The 21455-nt window shown below is 70.9% G+C and carries 22 protein-coding genes and 1 tRNA gene; 4 read left to right on the top strand and 19 right to left on the bottom strand.

The window, feature by feature from the left end; genetic code table 11:
• Positions 1–44: 44 nt before the first annotated feature.
• Entirely contained in the window at positions 45–1253 is a 1209-nt protein-coding gene (locus tag FDP22_RS05775; RefSeq protein ID WP_239031879.1) for a S8 family serine peptidase, read from the bottom strand.
• A 239-nt stretch (positions 1254–1492) separates the two neighbouring features.
• Between FDP22_RS05775 and FDP22_RS05770 the strand changes: the two genes are divergently transcribed.
• Positions 1493–2068, top strand: coding sequence for a hypothetical protein (locus FDP22_RS05770; RefSeq protein ID WP_138575734.1), 576 nt, complete (start codon positions 1493–1495; stop codon positions 2066–2068).
• A 158-nt stretch (positions 2069–2226) separates the two neighbouring features.
• Here FDP22_RS05770 and FDP22_RS05765 read toward each other — a convergent pair whose 3' ends face one another.
• Together FDP22_RS05765 and FDP22_RS05760 are read right to left on the bottom strand one after the other, a co-directional pair.
• On the bottom strand, positions 2227–2769 hold the full coding sequence (locus tag FDP22_RS05765; protein ID WP_138575733.1) for an RNA polymerase sigma factor: 543 nt from the start codon (positions 2767–2769) through the stop codon (positions 2227–2229).
• Between the two features lie 402 nt (positions 2770–3171).
• Positions 3172–3246, bottom strand: a tRNA-Lys gene (locus FDP22_RS05760).
• Between the two features lie 411 nt (positions 3247–3657).
• On the opposite strand from FDP22_RS05760, the gene FDP22_RS05755 reads away from it, so the two are divergent.
• On the top strand, positions 3658–3879 hold the full coding sequence (locus FDP22_RS05755; RefSeq protein ID WP_138575732.1) for a hypothetical protein: 222 nt from the start codon (positions 3658–3660) through the stop codon (positions 3877–3879).
• Positions 3880–3888: 9 nt separating this feature from the next.
• Here FDP22_RS05755 and FDP22_RS05750 read toward each other — a convergent pair whose 3' ends face one another.
• Both FDP22_RS05750 and hisF read right to left on the bottom strand, forming a co-directional pair.
• Complete coding sequence (locus tag FDP22_RS05750) at positions 3889–4200, bottom strand: phosphoribosyl-ATP diphosphatase (protein WP_138575731.1); 312 nt, start codon at positions 4198–4200, stop codon at positions 3889–3891.
• Between the two features lie 11 nt (positions 4201–4211).
• A complete protein-coding gene (hisF, locus tag FDP22_RS05745; protein ID WP_138575730.1) occupies positions 4212–4973 on the bottom strand; it encodes an imidazole glycerol phosphate synthase subunit HisF in 762 nt (253 codons plus the stop codon).
• Between the two features lie 119 nt (positions 4974–5092).
• Here hisF and FDP22_RS05740 point away from each other — a divergent pair, with 119 nt between their 5' ends.
• Positions 5093–5329, top strand: coding sequence for an Lrp/AsnC ligand binding domain-containing protein (locus FDP22_RS05740; protein ID WP_138575729.1), 237 nt, complete (start codon positions 5093–5095; stop codon positions 5327–5329).
• Positions 5330–5336: 7 nt separating this feature from the next.
• On the opposite strand, the gene FDP22_RS05735 is transcribed toward FDP22_RS05740, so the two are convergent.
• Entirely contained in the window at positions 5337–5885 is a 549-nt protein-coding gene (locus tag FDP22_RS05735) for a gamma-glutamylcyclotransferase (protein WP_138575728.1), read from the bottom strand.
• A gap of 61 nt (positions 5886–5946) precedes the next feature.
• Between FDP22_RS05735 and FDP22_RS05730 the strand changes: the two genes are divergently transcribed.
• Entirely contained in the window at positions 5947–6987 is a 1041-nt protein-coding gene (locus FDP22_RS05730) for a DUF2125 domain-containing protein (RefSeq protein ID WP_138575727.1), read from the top strand.
• 3 nt (positions 6988–6990) lie between these two features.
• On the opposite strand, the gene FDP22_RS05725 is transcribed toward FDP22_RS05730, so the two are convergent.
• The 13 genes from FDP22_RS05725 to hrcA all read right to left on the bottom strand — a co-directional run bounded on the left by FDP22_RS05725 (position 6991) and on the right by hrcA (position 21415).
• Entirely contained in the window at positions 6991–7941 is a 951-nt protein-coding gene (locus FDP22_RS05725; protein WP_138575726.1) for a 2-hydroxyacid dehydrogenase, read from the bottom strand.
• A gap of 153 nt (positions 7942–8094) precedes the next feature.
• Positions 8095–8874 carry a crotonase/enoyl-CoA hydratase family protein gene (locus FDP22_RS05720; protein WP_138575725.1) on the bottom strand — a complete coding sequence of 260 codons (780 nt, stop codon included), beginning with the start codon at positions 8872–8874 and terminating at the stop codon, positions 8095–8097.
• Entirely contained in the window at positions 8871–9737 is an 867-nt protein-coding gene (locus FDP22_RS05715) for a hydroxymethylglutaryl-CoA lyase (RefSeq protein WP_138575724.1), read from the bottom strand. Before FDP22_RS05715 ends, FDP22_RS05720 begins: the two co-directional genes overlap by 4 nt.
• On the bottom strand, positions 9734–11680 hold the full coding sequence (locus tag FDP22_RS05710; protein ID WP_138575723.1) for an acetyl-CoA carboxylase biotin carboxylase subunit: 1947 nt from the start codon (positions 11678–11680) through the stop codon (positions 9734–9736). The genes FDP22_RS05715 and FDP22_RS05710 overlap by 4 nt, the downstream gene beginning before the upstream one ends.
• A gap of 10 nt (positions 11681–11690) precedes the next feature.
• On the bottom strand, positions 11691–13298 hold the full coding sequence (locus FDP22_RS05705) for a carboxyl transferase domain-containing protein (protein WP_138575722.1): 1608 nt from the start codon (positions 13296–13298) through the stop codon (positions 11691–11693).
• Positions 13298–14461, bottom strand: coding sequence for an isovaleryl-CoA dehydrogenase (locus FDP22_RS05700; RefSeq protein ID WP_138575721.1), 1164 nt, complete (start codon positions 14459–14461; stop codon positions 13298–13300). Before FDP22_RS05700 ends, FDP22_RS05705 begins: the two co-directional genes overlap by 1 nt.
• 71 nt (positions 14462–14532) lie before the next feature.
• Positions 14533–15135 carry an alpha-ketoglutarate-dependent dioxygenase AlkB family protein gene (locus tag FDP22_RS05695; RefSeq protein WP_430225721.1) on the bottom strand — a complete coding sequence of 201 codons (603 nt, stop codon included), beginning with the start codon at positions 15133–15135 and terminating at the stop codon, positions 14533–14535.
• A complete protein-coding gene (locus FDP22_RS24865) occupies positions 15132–15932 on the bottom strand; it encodes an MBL fold metallo-hydrolase (protein WP_239031878.1) in 801 nt (266 codons plus the stop codon). Before FDP22_RS24865 ends, FDP22_RS05695 begins: the two co-directional genes overlap by 4 nt.
• 41 nt (positions 15933–15973) lie before the next feature.
• On the bottom strand, positions 15974–16462 hold the full coding sequence (locus FDP22_RS24435) for a cyclic nucleotide-binding domain-containing protein (protein WP_170317602.1): 489 nt from the start codon (positions 16460–16462) through the stop codon (positions 15974–15976).
• Between the two features lie 19 nt (positions 16463–16481).
• Complete coding sequence (locus FDP22_RS05680) at positions 16482–19061, bottom strand: ABC transporter transmembrane domain-containing protein (RefSeq protein ID WP_138575717.1); 2580 nt, start codon at positions 19059–19061, stop codon at positions 16482–16484.
• Between the two features lie 136 nt (positions 19062–19197).
• A complete protein-coding gene (locus FDP22_RS05675) occupies positions 19198–19587 on the bottom strand; it encodes a VOC family protein (protein WP_138575716.1) in 390 nt (129 codons plus the stop codon).
• A 164-nt stretch (positions 19588–19751) separates the two neighbouring features.
• On the bottom strand, positions 19752–20333 hold the full coding sequence (grpE, locus tag FDP22_RS05670; protein WP_138575715.1) for a nucleotide exchange factor GrpE: 582 nt from the start codon (positions 20331–20333) through the stop codon (positions 19752–19754).
• 8 nt (positions 20334–20341) lie between these two features.
• Positions 20342–21415: a heat-inducible transcriptional repressor HrcA gene (hrcA, locus tag FDP22_RS05665; RefSeq protein WP_138575714.1), complete on the bottom strand. Its 1074-nt coding sequence runs from the start codon at positions 21413–21415 to the stop codon at positions 20342–20344.
• Positions 21416–21455: the final 40 nt, after the last annotated feature.

Here is a 21455-nt window from a genome sequence, read left to right as displayed (position 1 = left end):
GATTGGTCGCAGCCGTGCAGCGGGCGGCAGGTTCCCGGCCCTCCTCAGTGCGCCGGCGCCCCGGCCATCCGCGTGTCCGCGCCGCAGCCGGAGCCGGCCTGCAGAAGCCCTGCCCCGAACACCGGGTCGGGCCCCGGCGCACCGAGGTCCATCGTGCTGTCCGCCAGCGCTGCGCGGATCGTGGCGACATCCGCGGAATAGAGCTCCGGGTCCGAGGCCAGCCAGGCGGTGACGAAGGGCACGGCGATGGAAGTGCCGCTCGCGAAGCGGGTGTCGCCGCCGGGCAGGAGCACGTTCACCCCCGGGGCCGCGACATCCACGAAATCCCCCTGCACGGCGTTGCGGTAGATGGCGCGCCGGGCGTCCACCGCCGTCACCGCCAGCACGTTGTGCAGAGCGGCGGGGTAGCGCGGCGCGCCCTCGGCGCCGTCATTCCCCACGGCGGCGACGATGGTCATGCCATGCGCGTTCGCCCGGTCCACCGCCCGATCGAGCAGCTTGTTGTAGGGGCCGGCAAGGCTCACGTTCACTAGGCGCACCCCCTGGCTGCCCAGCCAGTCCAGCCCTTCGAGGATGCTGTCGACGCTCGCCACCCGCGCGCCGCTGGCGGACTGGCCCACCACTCCGGCGCTGTAGAGCGTCACCCCCCCGAGCCGGACCGGATCGACCAGCAGGCTGGCCACATCGGTGCCGTGGCCCTCCGGCGCCGGCGCACCGCGCGCGAAGCTCTCCGAAACCACCCGGGCGCCGGCGACGCCGGGCGCCGTCACGTCCACCCCGGTGTCCAGCATGCCGATCGGCCCCTGCGAGACGCAGCCTCCGCCGGGCCAGCCCACCAGCGCGTCGGCATAGGCGAAGCGGCTGCCGACCGGCCCGGCCGCGAGGCTGTAGGCGTGGTTCACCCCGGCGGTGGCGCTGGTCTCGATGCGCTCGAGCGCCGCGATGGCGCCGGGCCCGTCCAGCGGCAGGGGGAACTCGAACCGCAGCATCCACAGCTCCAGCGCCGGCAGCGCGCGCTGCTCCCGGAACACGAACCCCTCGGCCCCGGCCCCGGCGCGCAGGGCCTCGGCGGCCTGCGGCGTCGAGGTCAGCGCCAGGATCTCCTGGGCGTCGAACACCATCCCGGCATCGGCGCGGATCTGCTCCGGCGGCGGCGGATTGAGCGTGTAGGAGGGGGAGCACCCCGCGAGCGCAAGGGCGATGCCCAGAAGCGGGGCCGTGATCTGGCAGCGGGGGGCATGGTCTCTGGTCATGGGCCCTTTTCGGTGTGAACTCCCGGTCGGTCTGTGAACCGTCTCACAGTCTGGCGTTCCAGTCAGCCGCAGGGACGGAAAATCTTTGAACCCTGCCCCGCCCCCGCGCGACCAACTCCCGAACACGGCGGCACGCGGGGCGCAGCGCGGCCGCCGCCCTGCCCCCTCCTTCCGCGCGGCACCTTCCGTTTGGCGCGAAACTCGCGGAGACTGCGCAGGAACCGGACTTGGGGCATGACATGGATTCCGACGATCACCTTCTGGCCTACATGCAGGGCCGCCTGGACCCCGATGCGGCGGCCGGCTTCGAGGCCGAGCTGGCGGAAAGCCCCGCCCTGCGCGCCGAACTGGCCGCGCTGCGCGCCGCCGCCGCGGCCCTGGGCGCCGAGGCCCCGCCGGCGGCCGCGCGCGCGGCCGGCTGGGACCGGCTCTCCCGCAGCATCGAGGCGGAGCGCACCGGCGTGCCGGCGAACGCCACCCGGCGGTTCTCGCCGCTGCAGGTGGCAGGCATCGCGGCGGCGGCGGTGCTCGTCTGGCAGCTCGCGGCGGTGCCCTACCTGCCCGGGCGGGGGCCGGCGGGCTACCGGCCGGTGAGCGATACACTCACCGGCCCCGCGCTGCAGGTGGCTTTCGCCGATGACGCGCCGCTGGCGCAGGTGACCGCCCTTCTGGTCGCGCTCGGCGCAACGGTCACCGACGGGCCCGGCGCCCTCGGCCTCTTCACCCTCACCTTCGCCGATGATGCCGCGCGGGACGCCGGCGAAGCCGCGCTGCGCGCCCGGCCGGAACTGGTGACCGCCGTGGCGCGGCCCTGAACCCGGAGGGCGCGCGCCCTGCCCGGTCGCGACGGCCGGAATGCACAGGTCCGAATTCACCCGACGGATCGCACCGGGTTGCCTGAGCCGTCGTGCCCGCAACGGACAGGGCGGTCGCACACGCCGCCCTGCCCGTGCGGCGCTGGCCGGCCCCCGGGCTAGCGGCGCCGCCCGAGGCAGTGCAGAAGCGCCTGCTTGGCGTGGAAGATCCTGGTCTTCACCGTGCCCACCGGGATGCCCTCCACCCGGGAAATCTCGTCGTAGGGCAGGCCCTCGTAGAAGGCGAGGCGAATCACCGCGAGATGCATCGCCTTGAGCCGGTCGAGGCAGGCCCGCACCCGGGCGGCGTTCTGCGCGGCGTCGAGCACGGCCTCGGCGTCCGGCGCCTCGTCCGGCAGGTCCGGCACCTCCTCCACGAAGGACAGCGCCCCGCCCCGCCGCAGCCTGTCCACCAGCTTGTTGCGGGCGATGGCGAAGATCCAGGTGCGTACGGAGGATTTCCCGCTGAAGCGCCCGGCGCTGCGCCAGACCTCCAGCATGGCGTCGTGCACCACGTCGCTGGCGAGCGCCTCGTCCCGGCAGCGGGCGCGCAGGAAGGCGTGGAGCGGGTCGTGGTGGCGCTCGTAGAGCACCCGCATGGCCGCCTTGTCACCCAGGGCGGCACGGCTGAGCACTGTCCGGTCGTCTTCACCCGCTGCCATGCCACCGCCCGTGGAAAGAACTGATCCGTCTGGATTATTGTCTATTGCAGTCCGCTCGCGCAGGCAAATGATCCGCCCGCCGCGCGCGCTCCGGGGCACCCGTCCCCCGCCGCGCGCATCCGCTCGGGCGCGAGCAGGCAGCCGGCTTCCCCCTGACGTGCGTCCGCCCGGAGCGCTGTGCTTGACCGCCTCCGCCACACCGCGCTTGCGCTGCGGCATACCGCACGCCGCAGCGGCACCTGTTCCGGCGCGCCGCCCGACTGCTCCCGCAAGCAGCCACGGGCGCCGAAGGGTGAAACGGCCGTTCCATGCACCGGAGCCCCCGCGCTCGGTAACCGGGCGGTAACGGTCCCGCGGGCCGCGAGGGCGCTTCGGATCATCCATGTGTGACAGAGAGGAATGTGGTGGGCGAGGAGGGGATCGAACCCTCGGCCAAGTGATTAAGAGTCACCTGCTCTACCGCTGAGCTACCCGCCCCACCGTGGCACTGTCAGTCTGAAACCGGGCGGTGCCATTCCCCGGCTCTTCCACCAATGACAACTGCGGCGCACAAACCGGACACCCGGTGACGCCGCATCTTGGCGGAACGAGACGGTGTTTACAGCCCATTTCAGGGAATGTAAAGCCCGCACGACAGGGGAAATATGCTTTTATGAATCAATAGCTTACTTCGAAATCCCCCCGCCGGCGAAGGAGGGCCCACGTGGCGGGGCGCAGAATCCGCCGCCGCCGGCGGCCCGGGCCGCCGCTCCGGGTGTTGCACGCGCGCCATACCGCGCGGCTGCGTAAATATCTTCGGAACAATGTGACGTCCGATACAGTTCTCCCTCCGTGACCGGGACAGACTGTCTCCGGAAACCCTGTCAGACAACCGAAGGTCGGGAGAAGATGTGCAAGATTTCTGACGCCGCTGCGGAGCTCACGGACGAAGAGCGCTCCGCCCTGTCCAGGCTGGAGACGGGGGCCACCCTGTCCGCGACCTGGGCGTTCGAACTGCTGGAGAAGGGCCTCGCGGACCTGACGCTCGGCGAGCTGCACCTCACCTGGTTCGGCAAGCGCGTGGCGGCCCTGCTCTCCACCGGGCCCGGCGCGCGCACCGCGCAGGCCTGAGCGGCCGGTTCAGCCGCGGGAGGCCTTCTCGGCGATGCCGGACGTGCCCTCGCGGCGCTCCAGCTCGGCGAGAACCGCCGCCAGCGACACCTCGCGCGAGGCGAGCATCACCATGAGATGGTAGAGCACGTCGGCAGCCTCGTAGGTGAGGTTGTCCCGGTCGTCCGACGCCGCGGCCACGATGGCCTCCACCGCCTCCTCGCCGAATTTCTCGGCGCATTTCAGCGGCCCCTTGGCGAGGAGCTTCGCGGTGTGGGAGCTTGCGGGATCGGCGCCGCGGCGCGCCTCGATGGTGGCGGAAAGCCGTTCCAGAACGCTCATCGCACCCTCCCTCAGACCAGGCGCACGGGAATGCCCGCCGCCTTCATGTGTTCCTTCGCCTCGCCGATCGTCGCCTCGCCGAAATGGAAGATCGAGGCGGCGAGCACGGCGGAGGCATGGCCGTCGCGCACCCCTTCGACCAGGTGGTCGAGGGTGCCCACGCCGCCGGAGGCGATCACCGGGATGGACACGGCGTCGGCGATGGTGCGGGTGAGCGGGATGTTGAAGCCGGCGCGGGTGCCGTCACGGTCCATCGAGGTGAGCAGGATCTCGCCCGCGCCCTTCGCCTCCATCAGCTTCGCGAATTCCAGCGCGTCGATGCCGGTGCCCTTCGTGCCGCCATGGGTGAAGATCTCCCACTTGCCGGGGGAAACGGTGCGCGCGTCGATGGCCACCACGATGCACTGGCTGCCGAATTTCTCCGCCGAGCGGGCGATCACCTCCGGGTCCGCCACGGCGGCGGAGTTGAAGCTCACCTTGTCGGCTCCGGCCAGCAGCAGGGCGCGCACGTCCTCCGGGCTGCGCACCCCGCCGCCCACGGTAAGCGGCATGAAGCATTGCTGCGCGGTGCGGTGGGCCAGGTCGTAGATGGTGCCGCGGTTCTCCCGCGTGGCGGCGATGTCGAGGAAGCACAGCTCGTCGGCGCCGGCGGCGTCATAGGCCCGGGCGGCCTCCACGGGGTCTCCCGCGTCGATCAGGTCGACGAAGTTGACGCCCTTGACGACACGGCCGTCCTTCACGTCGAGACAGGGGATGATCCGGGTCTTGAGCATCGCGCGCCCTCCAGCAATGACGCTCTCTCCTAGCGCCTTTCCCCCGGCGCTTCAACGCGCCCCTACCATCCGGGCGCGATCCGTGCTTTTCATCGGCCAGTGACCGGAGGACCCCTGACATGACCTGCATCTTCGTCCAGCTGCGCTGCAATCCCGGAAGGACCTATGAGGTCGCCGACGAGATCTACCGCCGCGAGATCGTTTCCGAACTCTACTCCACGAGCGGTGACTTCGACCTGCTCATGAAGGTCTACCTCGAGGAGAACGTGGATGTCGGCAAGTGGATCAGCGACAACATCGCCAACATTCCCGGCATCACCCGCTCGCTCACCACGCTGACCTTCCGCGCCTTCTGAAGGCCGCTCAGCCGCTGACGGCGCCGGTGAGGGCCCGCACCTCCGCCGCCAGCGCCTCCAGCTCCGGGTCGGCGATGCCGATGCCGCTCAGGTGTTCGAGGGTGGAGAACAGGTAGTCCCGGTTCAGCCCGGCCGGCCCCTCGGCCGCGGCGATGATGCGGGCCTGCTCGGCGAGGCTCAGCCGCCCGGCGTATTGCGGGTGGTCGGGCGCGGCGGAATAGGCCAGCCCCTCCACGTCACGCCCGTCCTTCAGGCGCAGCGGGTGGAGGGATTCGAGGTAGGCGCCGGTGACCATCTCGCGCTGGCGCAGGTAGCGGTAGACCTCCGAGGCCACGGCGGCGGACACACGGTAGGCCATGCCGGTGCACACCGCGCCCGGTTCATGGTCCAGCGCCAGCACCAGCCCGGGCGCCTCCGGCGTGCCGCGATAGCGGATGGAGCGCAGGCAGAAGCGGCGCTGATAGCCGTGCAGGTCCGCCACCACCCGTTCGACAAACTCGAACCCCGGCTTCCACATCAGCGAGCCGTAGCCGAACACCCAGAATTCGTCGCGCATCTTCTCGATCCTTTCCCCGGCAGCCTATATGACGGACTGGCGCCATATGTAGAGGTCGAGCATGAACTTTCCCACACTGAGACTGCGGACGCTCCTTGTTTTGATCCTGCTCGTGGTGCTCGGCTGGTCCGGCTGGTGGGTCTTCGCCGCCGGCGCGCAGCAGAAGGCCTATGAGGCCTGGCTGGCGGACCGGCGCTCCGAGGGCTGGCTGGCGGAGGCCGGAAACATCTCCGTCACCGGCTATCCCTTCCGTTTCGACACGAAGGTGACGGAGCTCTCGCTGGCCGAGCCGGCAGAGGGCTGGGCCTGGCATGCGCCGGAGTTCGAGGTGATGGCGCTCGCCTATCAGCCCAACCACATCATCGCCGCCTGGCCGGGCGACCAGCGCATCTCCACCCCGCAGGAAACCGTGACGGTGAACGGCCGCACCCTGCGCGGCTCGGTGCGCTTCCAGCCCTCCACGGCGCTGGGGCTGGACCAGTCCACCATCGAGATGGACGGGGTGACGGCGCGCTCCTCCCTCGGCTGGGAGGCGACGCTGGAACACGGGGTGCTGGCGGTGCGACGCGCCGCGGACGGCAGCGCGCCGCAGAATTCCTACGATGCCTCGCTGGAGGCGCGGCGGCTGGAGATCCCCGACATGCTGCGCGGGCTGATCGAGGACAAGGGCCTGCTGGACCCGCTGCTGGACCACGTGTCCTTCGACGCCACGCTTGCCTTCGACAGCGCCTGGAACCGCCGCTCCGTGGAGGGGCGCAAGCCGGTGCTGAGCGCGATGGTGCTGCGCAAGGCCGACATCCAGTGGGGCGACCTGCGCTTCTCCGCCCGGGGGCGGCTGAAGGTGAACCAGCTCGGCCAGCCCGAGGGCGAGCTGGAGATCACCGCCGAGAACTGGAAGCGCATGTTGCAGACCGCGGTGGAAGCGGGGCTGGTGCCGCGCGACCTCTACGGCACGCTGGAGGCCGGGCTGGGCGTGGTCGCCATGCTCTCGGGAGACCCGGAGACGCTGCGCGCACCGCTCACCTTCTCCGGCGGGCAGGTGCGCATCGGCCCGGTGCCGCTGGGGGCGACACCGGTGCTCGACGTGCCGAACGCCGGCTGAAGCTCAGCAGAGATCCGGCGGAGTCTTCCCGGCGAAGAAGGCGTCGAGATTGTCGACCACCTTCATGCCCATCGCGTGGCGGGTCTCGTCGGTAGCCGAGCCGAGATGGGGCAGCAGGCTCACCATCGGCAGGCCGGCAAGCTCCGGGTGCAGCGTCGGCTCGGCCTCGAACACGTCGAGCCCGGCGCCGGCCAGCTTCCCGGCCTTCAGCGCCGCCACCAGCGCCGCCTCGTCCACCACCTCGCCGCGCGCGGTGTTGATGAGATGCGCCGTGGGCTTCATGCGCGCGAGGGCGGCCGCGTCGATCAGGTGGCGGTTCTCAGCGCCGCCGGGGCAGTGGAGCGAGAGGAAATCGGCCTCCGCCAGCACCTCCTCCAGCGGGAGCTGCCGCGCGCCGGGAATGCCGGTCTCCGCCACTTTCGAGCGGTTGTGGAACACCACGTCCATGCCGAAGCCGTAATGCGCCCGCCGGGCCATGGCCATGCCGATGCGCCCCATGCCCACGATGCCGATGGTCTTGCCCGTCACATGGCTGCCGATGAGCTGGGTCGGGGTCCAGCCCGTCCATTTGCCGGCGCGCACCAGCGCCTCGCCCTCGGAGGCACGGCGGGCGGTCATCAGGAGCAGGGTCATGCCGATATCTGCGGTGGCATCGGTGAGCACGCCCGGCGTGTTCACCACCGCGAGCCCGGCGGCCTGCGCCGCGGCGAGGTCGATATGCGAGATGCCCACCCCGAAATTGCCGAGGATCTGCGCGCGGATGCCGGGTTTCAGCATGTCCGCGTCCAGCCTGTCCGTCACCGTGGTGAGGACGGCGTCCGCCTCCTCCAGCGCGGTGCGCAGCTCGGACGCGGACAGCGGCCGGTCATCGGGGTTGAGGACGGCGTCATAGCGCTCCGAGAGGATGGCTTCGACGGTGGCGGGCCAGCGGCGGGTGAGGACGATGCGTTTCATGGCGACACTCTTCCCCGGCCAGCCCGCACCCGTCAAGCGCGCGCCGGCGTGGCGGGGCCCGGCGCCGCCCGCCCTCGGGCCGCCTGAGCCCGGGGCTGACCGCCGCTCCGCCCGCACCGGCCGGCACAGGGAGCGCGCCGGGGCCCGGGCGCCTCAGGCCTTCCAGGAGGGCTTGCGCCGCTCCAGGAAGGCGCCCACGCCCTCCTGCGCCTCCGCGCCCTCCCAGGTGTCGGCCAGGCGGCGGATGGTGTCGTCGATCACCGCGTCGTCGATCACCGGGCCCAGCGAGCGGGCCAGCGCCTTGGAGGCGGCCACCGCCTCCGGCGCCACGCCCAGGTAGGGCGCCACCTCGGCCTCGATGGCGGCGTCGAGGTCCGGGGCAGGGACCACGCGCCCCACCAGCCCCAGCGCCACCGCCTCCGCCGGGCCGAAGATGCGCGAGGACATGAACACTTGCCGCGCCCGGCCCTCGCCCATGCGGGCGATCACGTAGGGCGAGATGGTGGCGGGGATCAGCCCCAGCCGCGTCTCGGTGAAGCCGAAGCGCGCCTCCTCGGCCGCGACCACCATGTCGCAGACCGAGACCAGCCCCAGCCCGCCGCCATAGGCCGCGCCATGCACCCGGGCAATGAGCGGCTTGGGCAGGTCGTTGAACGCGCCGAAGGTGCGGGCGAGGCGCCGGCCCTCCTTCTCGCGCTGCTTGCGGCTGGCGGCGAACTGCTCCTGCATCCAGGTGAGGTCGCCACCGGCGCAGAAGCTCGCGCCCTCGCCTGCCAGAACCACCACGCGCACCGTGCTGTCCATGCCGAGGCTCTCGGCGGCGGCGGCGAGCTCGGACATCATCTCCGCCGAGATGGCGTTGTGCTTGTCCGGCCGCGCGAGGGTGAGGGTGGCCACGCCGCGCGCGTCGGTCTCGATGCGGATCGTGTTCATGCGCTTGCCTCCTCGCTGCGCAGGGAACGGGCGAATGCGGCCGCCCTTTCAAGGCCCTCGACATCCAGGCCGGTGTCGAACCCGAGGCTCTCCATCAGCCCCTGCACCGCTTCCGTGGCCACGTTGCCGCGCGCGCCGGGGGCGTAGGGGCAGCCGCCCAGCCCGCCCACGGCGGCGTCGAACACGCGCAGGCCGCGCTCCAGGCTCACGCGGATGTTGTCCAGCGCGCGGCCCTTCGTGTCATGGTAATGCCCGGCGAGGCGCTCCGCCGGCAGCACGGCGAGCACGGCGTCGAGCATGGCGCCGATGCTCTCGGGCGTGCCGTGGCCGATGGTGTCGCCCAGGCTCACCTCGTAGCAGCCCATGTCGGCCAGCGCCCGGGCCACGCGGGCCACGGCGGCTGGGGCCACGGGGCCGTCATAGGGGCAGTCGGTCACGCAGGAGACATAGCCGCGCACCGGCACGCCGGCGGCCAGCGCCGCCTCCGCCACCGGGCGGAAGCGCTCCAGGCTTTCCGCGACCGAACAGTTGATGTTCGCGCGCGAGAACCCCTCGGAGGCAGCCCCGAACACCGCCACCTCGTCCGCCTTCGCGGCCAGCGCGCCCTCGAGCCCGCGCAGGTTCGGGGTGAGGGCGGTGTAGGCCACGCCCGGGCGGCGGGCGATGGCGGTCATCACCTCCGCCGCGTCGGCCATCTGCGGCACCCATTTCGGCGAGACGAAGCTGGTGACCTCGATCTTCGCGAAACCGATGGCCGAGAGCATGTCCACCAGCGCCACCTTGTCGCCGGTGGCGATGGGGCGCTTCTCGTTCTGCAACCCGTCGCGCGGGCCCATCTCGAACAGGATGACGTCGCGGCTCATGCCTCCGCCTCCAGCCGCAGCAGAAGCGCGCCGTCGGTCACCTGATCCCCCTCGGCCACCAGCACCTCGGCGATGGTGCCGTCGCGCGGCGCGGTGAGTGTGTGTTCCATCTTCATTGCCTCCAGTATGGCCAGCGGCTGACCTTTCCCGACCGCGGCGCCGGCCGTGACGCCGACATGTTTCACCAGCCCCGGCATGGGCGCCAGTACCATGTCTCCGCCCGGGCCGGCCTCCGCGGCGGCGGTGAGCGGGTCGGTCAGGGTGGCGTGGCAGGCCTGGCCGCCGCTCCAGACGCTCACCCCCGCGCCATGGCGCAGGATGCGGGCGGCGCGGTGACGGCCGTCGATCTCCGCCCCCCGCGCGTGCAGGGCGATGGCGAGGCGTTCCGCCCCGATCTCCACCGTGAACAGGCCCGGGCCCCTCACCTCGATGATGGCCCGCACCGGCGCACCGTCAACGCCCAGCGTCAGCGAACGGCGCAGCGGCGCCCAGAGCGTGAAGCCCTGCCGGGGCGCCGGGCTGTCCAGCCCGGCCGCGCCGAGGGCCGCGAGCGCCAGGAGCCAGGGCGCGGGCGGCCCCTCCCCGGGCAGCAGCGCGGCAAGGTCCCGGTCGATCAGCCCGGTGTCCACCGCGCCGGCGGCGAACCCCTCGTGCCGGGCCAGGGCGGCGAGGAAGGCGATATTGGTCACCGTGCCGGCCACTTCCGTCTCGTCCAGCGCGCGGGCGAGGGCGGACAGCGCGGCCTCCCGCGTGGGCCCGTGGGTGACCAGCTTGGCGATCATCGGGTCATACCAGGGGCTGATCTCATCGCCCGTGCGCACGCCGGTATCGGCGCGGATGCCGGGCGGGAAGCGCAGATGGGCCAGCCGCCCCGTGGCGGGCAGGAAGCCGCGACCCGCATCCTCGGCATAGAGCCGGGCCTCGAAGGCATGGCCGGTGAGGGTGATCTCGGCCTGGCGCAGCGGCAGCGCCTCGCCGGAGGCGACGCGGATCTGCCATTCCACCAGGTCGAGCCCGGTGACGGCCTCGGTCACCGGGTGTTCCACCTGCAGGCGGGTGTTCATCTCCATGAACCAGAAGCGGTCGGCGCGCAGGCCGTCGGAGCCGTCGACGATGAACTCGATGGTGCCGGCGCCGGAATAGCCGATGGCCTGCGCGGCGCGCACGGCGGCAGCGCCCATGGCTTCGCGCATCTGAGGCGTCATGCCGGGGGCGGGGGCTTCCTCGATCACCTTCTGGTGGCGGCGCTGCAGCGAACAGTCCCGCTCGCCCAGATGCACCGCGTTGCCGTGGCTGTCGCCGAAAACCTGGATCTCGATGTGTCGCGGGGCGGTTACGTATTTCTCGATCAGCACCGCGGGGTCGCCGAAGGCGGCCTGCGCCTCGCGCTGCGCGCTGAGCAGGGCGGCGGTGAAGTCTTCCGGGCGGTCCACCCGGCGCATGCCCTTGCCGCCGCCGCCGGCGCGCGCCTTCACCAGCACGGGGAAGCCGATGCGCGCGGCCTCGGCGGCGAGGAACTCCGGCTCCTGCCGTTCGCCGTGATAGCCGGGGACAACGGGCACGCCCGCCTCCTCCATCAGCCGCTTCGCGGCGTCCTTCAGCCCCATGGCGCGGATGGCGGCGGCGGAGGGGCCGATGAAGGTGAGGTCGGCGGCCTCCACCGCCTCCACGAAGCCGGGGTTCTCCGAGAGGAAGCCGTAGCCGGGGTGGATGGCATCCGCTCCCGAAGCCTGTGCCGCGGCGATGACGAGATCGCCGCGCAGGTAGCTCTCGGCGGCGGGGGCCGGGCCGAGGCGCAGCGCCTCGTCGGCCATCTCCACGTGCAGGGCGGCCGCGTCGGCGTCCGAATACACCGCGACCGTGGCGATGCCGAGCCGGCGGGCGGTGGCGATGACACGGGTGGCGATCTCGCCCCGGTTGGCGATGAGGATCTTGCGGATCATGACGGCATCCTCACATGCGGAACACGCCGAAGCGCGTCTCTTCGATGGGGGCGTTCAGCGCGGCGGAGAGGGAGAGCGCCAGCACGTCGCGGCTGCGGCGCGGGTCGATGATGCCGTCGTCCCACAGCCGCGCCGAGGCGTAGAGCGGGTGGGACTGGCGGGCGAACATCTCCAGCGTGGGGGCCTTGAAGGCGGCCTCCTCCTCGGCCGACCAGGAGCCGCCCTTGCGCTCGATCCCCTCGCGCCGGACCGTGGCGAGCACGCCGGCGGCCTGCTCGCCGCCCATCACCGAGATGCGGCTGGTGGGCCATGTCCACAGGAAGCGCGGCTGGTAGGCCCGCCCGGCCATGCCGTAATTGCCCGCGCCGAAGGAGCCGCCGACAAGCAGGGTGATCTTCGGCACCGCGGTGGTGGCGACGGCGGTGACCAGCTTGGCGCCGTGGCGGGCGATGCCCTCGGCCTCGTATTTCCGGCCCACCATGAAGCCGGTGATGTTCTGCAGGAACACCAGCGGGATGTTCCGCTGCGAGCAGAGCTCGACGAAATGCGCCCCCTTCACCGCGCTCTCGGAGAACAGCACGCCGTTGTTGGCGATGATGCCCACCGGGCAGCCCTCGACATGGGCGAAACCGCAGACCAGCGTGGTGCCGAAGCGCGCCTTGAACTCGTCGAAGCGCGAGCCGTCCACCAGCCGGGCGATCACCTCGCGGATGTCGTAGGGGGTGCGCAGGTCGGCGGGCACCACGTCGAAGATCTCCGCCGGGTCATAGAGCGGCGGCTCGGGCGCCTGCAGGGCGATGCGGGCGCCCGGCTCCGCGCCGAGGTTCGACACCGCCTGCCGGGCGAGGGCGAGGGCATGGGCATCGTCCTCGGCGAGGTAGTCGGCCACGCCGGAAAGCCGGGTGTGCACGTCTCCGCCGCCGAGATCCTCGGCGGTCACCACCTCTCCCGTTGCGGCCTTCACCAGCGGCGGGCCGGCGAGGAAGATGGTGCCCTGCTCGCGCACGATGATGGTGACGTCGGACATGGCCGGCACATAGGCGCCGCCGGCGGTGCAGGAGCCCATGACCACGGCGATCTGGGCGATGCCGGCGGCCGACATGCGCGCCTGGTTGTAGAAGATGCGGCCGAAATGGTCGCGGTCGGGGAAGACCTCGTCCTGGTTCGGCAGGTTGGCGCCGCCGGAATCCACCAGGTAGACGCAGGGCAGGCGGTTCTCGGCGGCGATCTCCTGAGCGCGCAGGTGTTTCTTTACCGAGAGGGGATAGTAGGTGCCGCCCTTCACGGTGGCGTCGTTGCACAGCACCACCACCTCGCGGCCCGAGACGCGGCCGATGCCGGCGATGAGCCCGGCGCAGGGGGCGGCACTGTCGTAGAGCCCGTGCGCCGCGGTGGCGCCGATCTCGAGGAAGGGGGAGCCGGGGTCGAGCAGGTTGGCGACGCGCTCGCGCGGGGGCATCTTGCCGCGTGCCACGTGGCGGGCGCGCGGGCCCTCGCCTCCGCCCTCGGCCGCGAGGCGGGCGGCCTCGGCCACCTCGGCCAGGGCGGCCTCATGGGCGGCGCGGTTGGCCCGGGCCGCCTCCGATCCCGGCGCGAAGGCGCTGTGCAGGACCGCCATCAGGAGGTGATCCGCATCAGTTCGCGGCCGCAGAGCATGCGGCGGATCTCCGAGGTGCCCGCGCCGATCTCCATCAGCTTCGCATCGCGCATCAGCCGCGAGACCGGACTTTCGTTCATGAAACCGGCGCCGCCCATGGCCTGCACCGCCTGCACGGCCTGTTCCATCGCCCGCTCGGAGGCGTAGAGCACACAGGCGGCGGCGTCCTGCCGGGTGACCTCGCCACGGTCGCAGGCGCCGGCCACGGCATAGACATAGGCGCGCGCCGTGTTCATGGCGGTGTACATGTCGGCGATCTTGGCCTGCATGAGCTGGAAATCGCCGATCTTCTGGCCGAACTGTTTCCGCTCATGCATGTAGGGCATCACGTGGTCCATGCAGGCGGCCATGATCCCGCAGCCGATGCCGGAGAGCACGACGCGCTCATAGTCGAGCCCGGACATCAGCACGTTCACGCCGCGCCCTTCCTCGCCCAGCACGTTCTCAAAGGGGATCTCCACGTCCTCGAAGACGAGCTCGGCGGTGTTGGAGCCGCGCATGCCCATCTTGTCGAAATGCGGGCTGGTGGAGAAACCGGTCATCGTCTTCTCCACGATGAAGGCGGTGAGGCCGCGGGCGCCGGCCTCCGGGTCGGTCTTGGCGTAGACCACGAGCGTGTCGGCGTCCGGGCCGTTGGTGATCCAGTATTTCGTGCCGTTGAGCACGTAGCGGTCATTCCGGCGCTCGGCGCGCAGGCGCATGGACACCACGTCGGAGCCGGCACCCGCCTCCGACATGGCGAGCGCGCCCACGTGCTCACCCGAGATCAGCCCGGGGAGATACCTGCGCTTCTGCGCCTCCGAGCCGTTGAGGCGGATCTGGTTCACGCAGAGGTTGGAATGCGCGCCGTAGGACAGCGACACCGAGGCGGAGGCGCGGGCGATCTCCTCCACCACCACCGTGTGGGCGAGATAGCCCATGCCTGCGCCGCCGTACTCCTCATCCACCGTCACGCCGAGGATGCCGAGCGCGCCCATCTCGCGCCAGAGCTCGGGCGGGAAGGCGTTGGAGCGGTCGATCTCGGCGGCCATCGGCGCCACGCGCTCCTGCGCCCAGCGGTGCACGAGGTCGCGCAGCGCCGCGATGTCCTCGCCGAGGTCGAATTTCATCGATGCGGTGAACACGGCATTCCTCCCCATGATTCGTTTTGCTCAAAAGTGAACGGATGTTCAGTTATTGGCAAACAAAATCGGGATCAGCCGACCACCCTGCAGGTGAGGTTGATGCGCCCGGGCGCCGGCAGCAGGGTGGAGGTGCCGGGCAGGATGCGCGCGATGCCGTGATGGGCGAGGCGCGAGGGGCCGGTGAGCAGCAGCGCATCGCCGCTGGCGAGGTCGATGCGGTCCGTCCGGCCGCCGCGGGCCTCGGCGCCGATGCGGAACACCCCGGTGTCGCCCAGCGAGAGCGAGAGCACGGGGGCGGAGAAATCCGCCTCGTCGCGGTCCTGGTGCAGGCCCATGCGGGCGCCGGGGTCATACCAGTTCACCAGGCAGCAGTCCGGCGGCGCCGGCCAGCCGGAGAGCGCCTCCCAGGCGGCGGCGACGGTGGGGGGCAGCGGCGGCCAGGGCATGCCGTCCGGGTGGCGGGGCTCGTAGCGGTATCCCTTCCGGTCCGACACCCAGCCGCAGCGGCCGGCGGAGGTCATCCGCACCGAGAGGGGCTGGCCCCGGCGGGTGACGGGCGCGAAGAGCGGCGCCGCAGCCACCACGGCGCGGATCTCGTCCACAAGCCGCTCCTGCGCGGCGCGGTCCAGGAAGCCGCGGAACCACAGCGCGCCGCGGACCGCGATGGCGCTCACAATTCCAGTTCCATTCCGTCCCGCGCGAACTGCCAGCGCACCGGGGCATCGGCCAGGGCGGTGGCGGCGGCGTCGAGCAGTTCGTCCGTGGAATGGGGAGAGTGGTGGACCAGCAGCGTCTGCTTCACGGCGGCGGCCTCGGCCACCTTCAGCGCCACCTCCCATGTGGAGTGGCCCCAGCCCTTGCGGAACGGGTACTCGGCGTTCGAATAGGCGGCGTCATAGATCATCAGGTCCGCGTCGCGGGCCATGGCGATCACCTGCGCGTCGATCTCCGGCACGCCGTGCTCATGGTCGGTGACCGAGCAGATCACCCTGCCGGCCATCTCGATGCGAAAGCCGGTGCAGCCGCCGGGGTGGTTCAGCGGGAAGGTCCGCACGCAGGCACCGCCGATCTCGGAGGCCGGCTCCAGGTGGCGCAGCGGCAGGCGGTACTTGTCGGGAATGCGGATCGGCCAGAGCGGCGGGCCGTAGAGCCGCCCCAGCGCCTCGCGCACCAGGTCCGGCTCCTGCCCGCACCACAGGGTGACCTCGGACTGTCCGGTGATCAGCGGCATGAAGAAGCCGAGGCCGATGAGATGGTCGAAATGGCTGTGGCTGAGCAGGATGTCCGTGCGCGCCCGGGGCTTGCAGAGCATCGCCTCGCCAAGGCCGCGCAGGCCGGAGCCGCAGTCGATCACCAGCCCCGCCTCCCCGGGCCCGGTGATCTGGTAGCAGGACGTATCGCCGCCATAGCGGCGCATCGCGGGGTCGGGCACCGGCAGGGAGCCGCGACAGCCCCAGACGCGGAACTGCACGGCCCCCCTGTTTCCGGCTCCGGTCTCGTCCCCGCTCACGCTCATGCCGCAGGACCGGGCGCGCCGGAGATGCCGGTGCAGGCCAGCGCCGCGCGGGCATTGGCCAGTTCGAGCGTGGTGTGCTCCAGCCGGTCGGTCATCACCCTGAGCAGCTCCAGCCCCATCTCCGGAAACTGCTTGAGCAGCTTGAGGAAGGTGGTGCGGTCAATCCGCAGGGCCTGCACGGTGCCGAGCGCGCGCACCGTGGCGCTGCGCGGCCCCTCGGTGAGCAGGGCCATCTCGCCCACCACCTCATGCGCGCCCACCTGCGCGACCACGGTATCCTTGCCATGGGCCTCGACCAGGATCTCCGCATCCCCGTTGAGCAGCACGAAGGCGGCGCTGCCGTCCTCGCCCTGGCGCATCAGGTTCTCGCCATCATGGAAGGTGCGGTTCTCGGCCATCAGCACGAGCAGCTTGAGCTGGGAGAGGTCCACCCCTGCGAACAGGGGGGAGTGCCGCAGAATCTCGCATTCCCGGGACAGGCTCATACTGTACAACCTCCTCGTCTCATGCCGCGTCATCCGACGCGAAGATTTCCGATGGCGCCCCGACGGCCACCACCTTGCCCCGGCTGATGCGGATGACGATGTCCGCATCCCGCGCCAGGGCCTCGTTCTGGGTTCCGAAGACACGCGTGCCCCCGGGGTGAATTTTCTCCATCGCCTCGCGCAGGGCGCGATGGTTGTCCGAACTGTCGTCCGCCACACCGTCGAGCACAAGCACCGAAGGCTTCGCCGCCAGTGCGCGGGCCAGCGCCACCCGCCGCGCCTGCGACGGCGACAGGGTGCTGCCCGCCAGCCCGACATTCGTGCGCAGCCCCGCCGCGATGACGAACTGGTGGATGTCGTGGCTCAGCATCGCCTGGCCGAGACGTTGCTCCACGGGGGGCGTGGCGTCCCGGCGGTCGATGCGCGGGCGGCCGCCGAGCACGTTCTCGATGAGGGGCAGGCCGGGCAGGTAGCCCGGGTCGTCGAAGTAATGCAGCCAGCCTTCCGCCTCGATGCGCGCACGCAGCGGGCGGCGGGCCTTCACGATGCGCGCGCGGCGCTCCGGGCTGTCGAGCACGCCGAGCCGGTGGCGCAGGGGGGCGATCTCGAAGGCGAGCCGCATCAGCATCACCCGGTCGCCGCGCGACAGCCAGCGCAGCGAACGCCGGCGTTGCGCCGCCACGATGCGGGCGTAATCCTCGATCTCGGAATGGTCGATGAGACCGAGCTGTTCGACCAGCGCCCCGTCCCGCCCGAGGGAGCCCAGCAGTTCCACCAGCAGTTCCGCGGCCTCGAGGCCGATGCGCAGCACCTCTTCCTCCATGCCCGTCGAGACCAGCGCCTTGCGCACGTCGGGCCGGCGGGCCAGGGTCGACCAGCGCATCTTCGGGGAGTCCGGCACTCCGTAGAACAGGTTCTCCGCCAGCGTCGCGTTTTCCAGATAGGCATCCCGGTCCCAGGCTTCAACGAGGCCGGCCAGGCCCGCATCCGCGTCGCGCGCCACCAGTTGCCGGGCCGCGAGGGCCTGCTCGGCCAGCAGCGGCTCGCGCTTCGGGTCCAGCCGGGTCCAGAGACCGCGGATGAACAGCTCCCGCGTCAGCCCCAGCGCGCCGAGGATCTCCAGCACATAGGCGTCGAAAGCCTCCGCGCCGTCCAGGCCGATGCGCTGGTAATCCACCCAGTCCATCTCCGGGTCCTCCGGCGTGGCACCGGTGAGCCGGGCCTCCCGCTCCCGCCGGGCCCAGTCCTCCGGCTTCTCGCCGTGGCCCTTCTGGCCGAGCAGCGAATAGGCCACGTTCTCGCGGAAGGTGCCGGAGAGGATGTGCGGCGCCCGGCTCACGTAGGCGAGGTCGCGGTAGGCGCGGGTGAGCACGTCGCGCCCCCGCTCGGAGCCGACCCGCACGGCGCCGCGCGAGGGCAGCGCCAGGCCGGAGAGCAGCTTCAGCAGCACGGTGCGGCCGCCTTCCTCCTCGCCCAGAACGACCATGGTCTGGCCCGGCCGGATGGTGAGCGACACGTCCTCGACCCCGCCGGACTCCACCGGCTGATCCGAGAAGATGCCCTCCAGCACCACGTCATCCTCGCCCAGCCGCACCGGGTCCGGCCGCCCCACGAGGCGCTCACGCCCGTAGGCGTCATAGACCGCGTCGTAGCGGGCGGAGATGTCGGAAAAGGACTGGTAGTAGTTCAACAGCTCCCGCCAGGGCGAGGCGATGTCCTTGTAGGCGGCCAGGATGGCCACCAGCGCGCCGAGCTCCATCCGCCCCTGGATCACCAGATAGCCGCCGAAGGAGTAGAAGAAGAACGGCGTGATGTTGTTCACCACGTTGTTGGCGAACTTGATGGCGTATTTCAGCAGGAAGATGCGGTAGCGGATGCGGAAGTTGGTGTAGAGCCGCTCGGACATCCGCGCGAGGTGCCATTCCCGCGCGTCATTGATGCGCATCGCCTCCATGCCGCCCACGGCCTCGGAGATTTCCGCGGTCATGGAGCGCACGTTGCGGATGCGCTTCTGCACGAGGCGCACCACGACGCGCTGCACCTTCGGCACCACATAGGCCTGCACGGGAAACAGGAAGATCGCCGCGAGGCCCAGGAACGGGTCCTGCGCCAGGATGAACCCCATGTAGACCAGAAGCTGGCCGCCCTGGTAGACCGGCGTCGCCACCATCTCGCCGGCGAAGCCGCCGATGGGCTCCACCTCCGCGGCGACGATCTGGACCACCTCGCCGGGCGAGGTGTTGCGCAGCCGGGGCAGGGGGAACAGCGTCACCCGCTCGAACACCACGTAGCGCAGCCGTCGCAGCAGGCGCTCTCCGGTGAGCCCCTTCTGGACGTTGATGAAATATTTCACCGCGTTGTTGAGGATGATCAGCACGAGCAGCGTGCCGCACAGCGCGATCAGGTAGTCGATCTGGTCGAGCTGGAAGCCGAGGAAGCTCTGCGGGAACTCGGTGCCGCGCAGGGCCTCGTCGACGATGATCTTCGGGATGTAGAGGGTGGAGAGGATGATCGGAAAGGAGATGAGCGAGGCGAGGACGATGATCAGCTGATCCCGCCACGAACTCCTCCACACGAATTGCAGCAAGGTCCGGTCCATGCACTCCCGTCCGATATGCGCCACCTTGCGGGATCGTAGACCGGCGCGGGCGGAAGGTGCAAACGGCGTTTCGGGCCGTTATGTGATATCCGTCACAGTCAGCCACACGGAAATGTGGCAGGCGCGGCGCCGGGGGTCAGAGGCCGGGGCCGTCCGGGCCCGGGCGCAGGTCCCGCGCGAAGCAGATCACGTTGCCGTCGCGGTCCGTCACCTCCACCTCGCGCGTGCCGTAGGGGCGGTCCTGCGGGCCCGAGACGGCCAGCGCGCCGGCCCGGCCGAGATCGGCGATCGCCTCCACGTCATCGACATAGACATAGGCCGCCCAGCCCGGAGCGGGCGTGACGGCCTCCACCCGGCGCAGCCCGAGCGTCACCAGCCCGAGCCGCAGGATGCCGAAGGTGGCGGTGCCCCCTGCATCGCGCCAGAACCCGGCGGGCTCGAAGCCGAAGGCCCGCACGAGGGCGCCGGCACTCGCCTCGACATCGGTGGCCGAAATCATCGGCATGGCACGCAGGCCGGTGGGCATGGCGGTCCTCCTCACTGAACTTGCGGGAGCGATACCATGGCCGATTGCGCGAACGGGAGGGTTTTTTGCACAGACAGGCCGGTGCCGCGGCAGCAGAAGCGCGCGCGCCGCCCCGGGAAGGGGGCGGCGCGCTGTGACATGTGGCGAAGCGGTGGCGGAGGGGCTCAGGCGTCCGCCCGGGCCTCCGCGGGCAGCGCGGCGGCAACGCCCACCTGCGCGGGGCGCAGCAGCCGGTCCGCGATGGTGAAGCCCTCGACCATCACCTGGATGACGGAGCCGGGCTCCGCGCCGGGCACCGGGGCCTCGAACATCGCCTGGTGCAGCTTGGGGTCGAACCTGTCGCCCACGGCGGGGCTGATCTTCTCGATGCGGTGCTTGGCGAAGGTGGCGACCAGCTCGCGCTGGGTGAGCTCCAGCCCTTCGACCACGGCGCTGAGCTTCTCGCGCATCTCCTCGTCGATCATGCCCAGGGCCCGGCCGAGGTTGTCATGCACCGAGAGCAGGTCGCGGGCGAGCTTGGTGCCGCCATAGGCCTCGGCGTCGCGGCGGTCACGCTCCGCGCGCTTGCGGATGTTCTCGCTTTCCGCGAGCGAGCGCAGCAGCCGGTCCTTCAGCTCGTCACGCTCGGTGGTGACAGCAAGAAGCTCGGCTTCACGCGGGTCAAGCGCGTCTTCCGGCTCGGCCACTGTCGCTTCGACGGGCTGCTCGATCTCGTCGCGCATGTCGTCCTGAGGGTTGCTCGTCATGTTCGCGTTCATCCCGTGTTGGTCCGACCGGACATCAGCCGGCCGACAAGCCGTGCCGTATAATCCACGATCGGAACGATCCGTCCATAGTTGAGCCGGGTGGGGCCGATCACGCCGACGGCCCCGATGATCCGGCGGTCGGCGTTCATATAAGGAGAAATCACCAGAGATGAACCGGAAAGTGAGAAGAGTTTGTTCTCCGAGCCGATGAACACCCGCACGCCGTCGCCCTCCTGGGCGAGGTCGAGGAGCTGGGTGATGTCCTGCTTGCGCTCCAGATCGTCGAAGAGCTGGCGGATGCGGTCCAGGTCTCCGGCGGCGACATTGTCGAGCAGGTTGGAGCGGCCGCGCACGATCAGCCGCTCCGGCGTGGGGGCGCCCTGGCCGTCCCAGATGGCGATGCCCTGCTCCACCAGGCTCTGCGCCAGGGCGTCGAGCTCCTGCCGCCGCTGGGCGATCTGCTGGGCGATGACGGTCTTCACCTCCGCCAGGGTGCGGCCGCGCAGCACGGCGTTGAGGAAGTTGGAGGCGGACTGCATGGCCGAGGGGGTCATCCCCGGCGGCGGGCGCATCAGCCGGTTCTCGACATGCCCGTCCTCCATCACCAGCACGGCAAGCGCGTTCTCCCCGGAGAGGGGGACGAACTCTATGTGCTTGATCGGGGCCTCGTATTTGGGCGCCAGCACCAGGCTTGCGCCATGGGTGAGGCCGGAGAGCAGGTCTCCCGCGCGGTCCAGCACACCGGCCATGTCCGGCTCGGGCTGGCCGAGGTTGCGCTCGATCTCCGTGCGCTCCTCGCCGGTCACGTCGCCGATCTCCAGCAGCCCGTCCACGAACAGCCGCAGCCCGGAATGGGTGGGGATGCGCCCGGCGGAGACATGCGGGCTGTCGAGCAGGCCCAGCTCCTCCAGGTCCTGCATCACGTTGCGGATGGAGGCGGGGGAGAGCGCCTGCGCGAGGCTGCGCGAGAGCGTGCGCGAGCCCACGGGCTCACCGGTTTCGAGATAGGTTTCGACAAGCTGGCGAAACACGGCGCGGCTGCGCTCGTTGAGGCTTGCGAGTGTGGAATTGTCCTTGGTCATCCGGTCCGTCCAGGGGTTCGGGCCAAGGATACCGCGCCGG

It is taken from the genome of Paroceanicella profunda (genome assembly GCF_005887635.2).
Lineage (GTDB): Bacteria > Pseudomonadota > Alphaproteobacteria > Rhodobacterales > Rhodobacteraceae > Paroceanicella > Paroceanicella profunda.
Note: the sequence above shows the minus strand (reverse complement) of the source record. Positions and strands in the feature narration are given on the sequence as shown.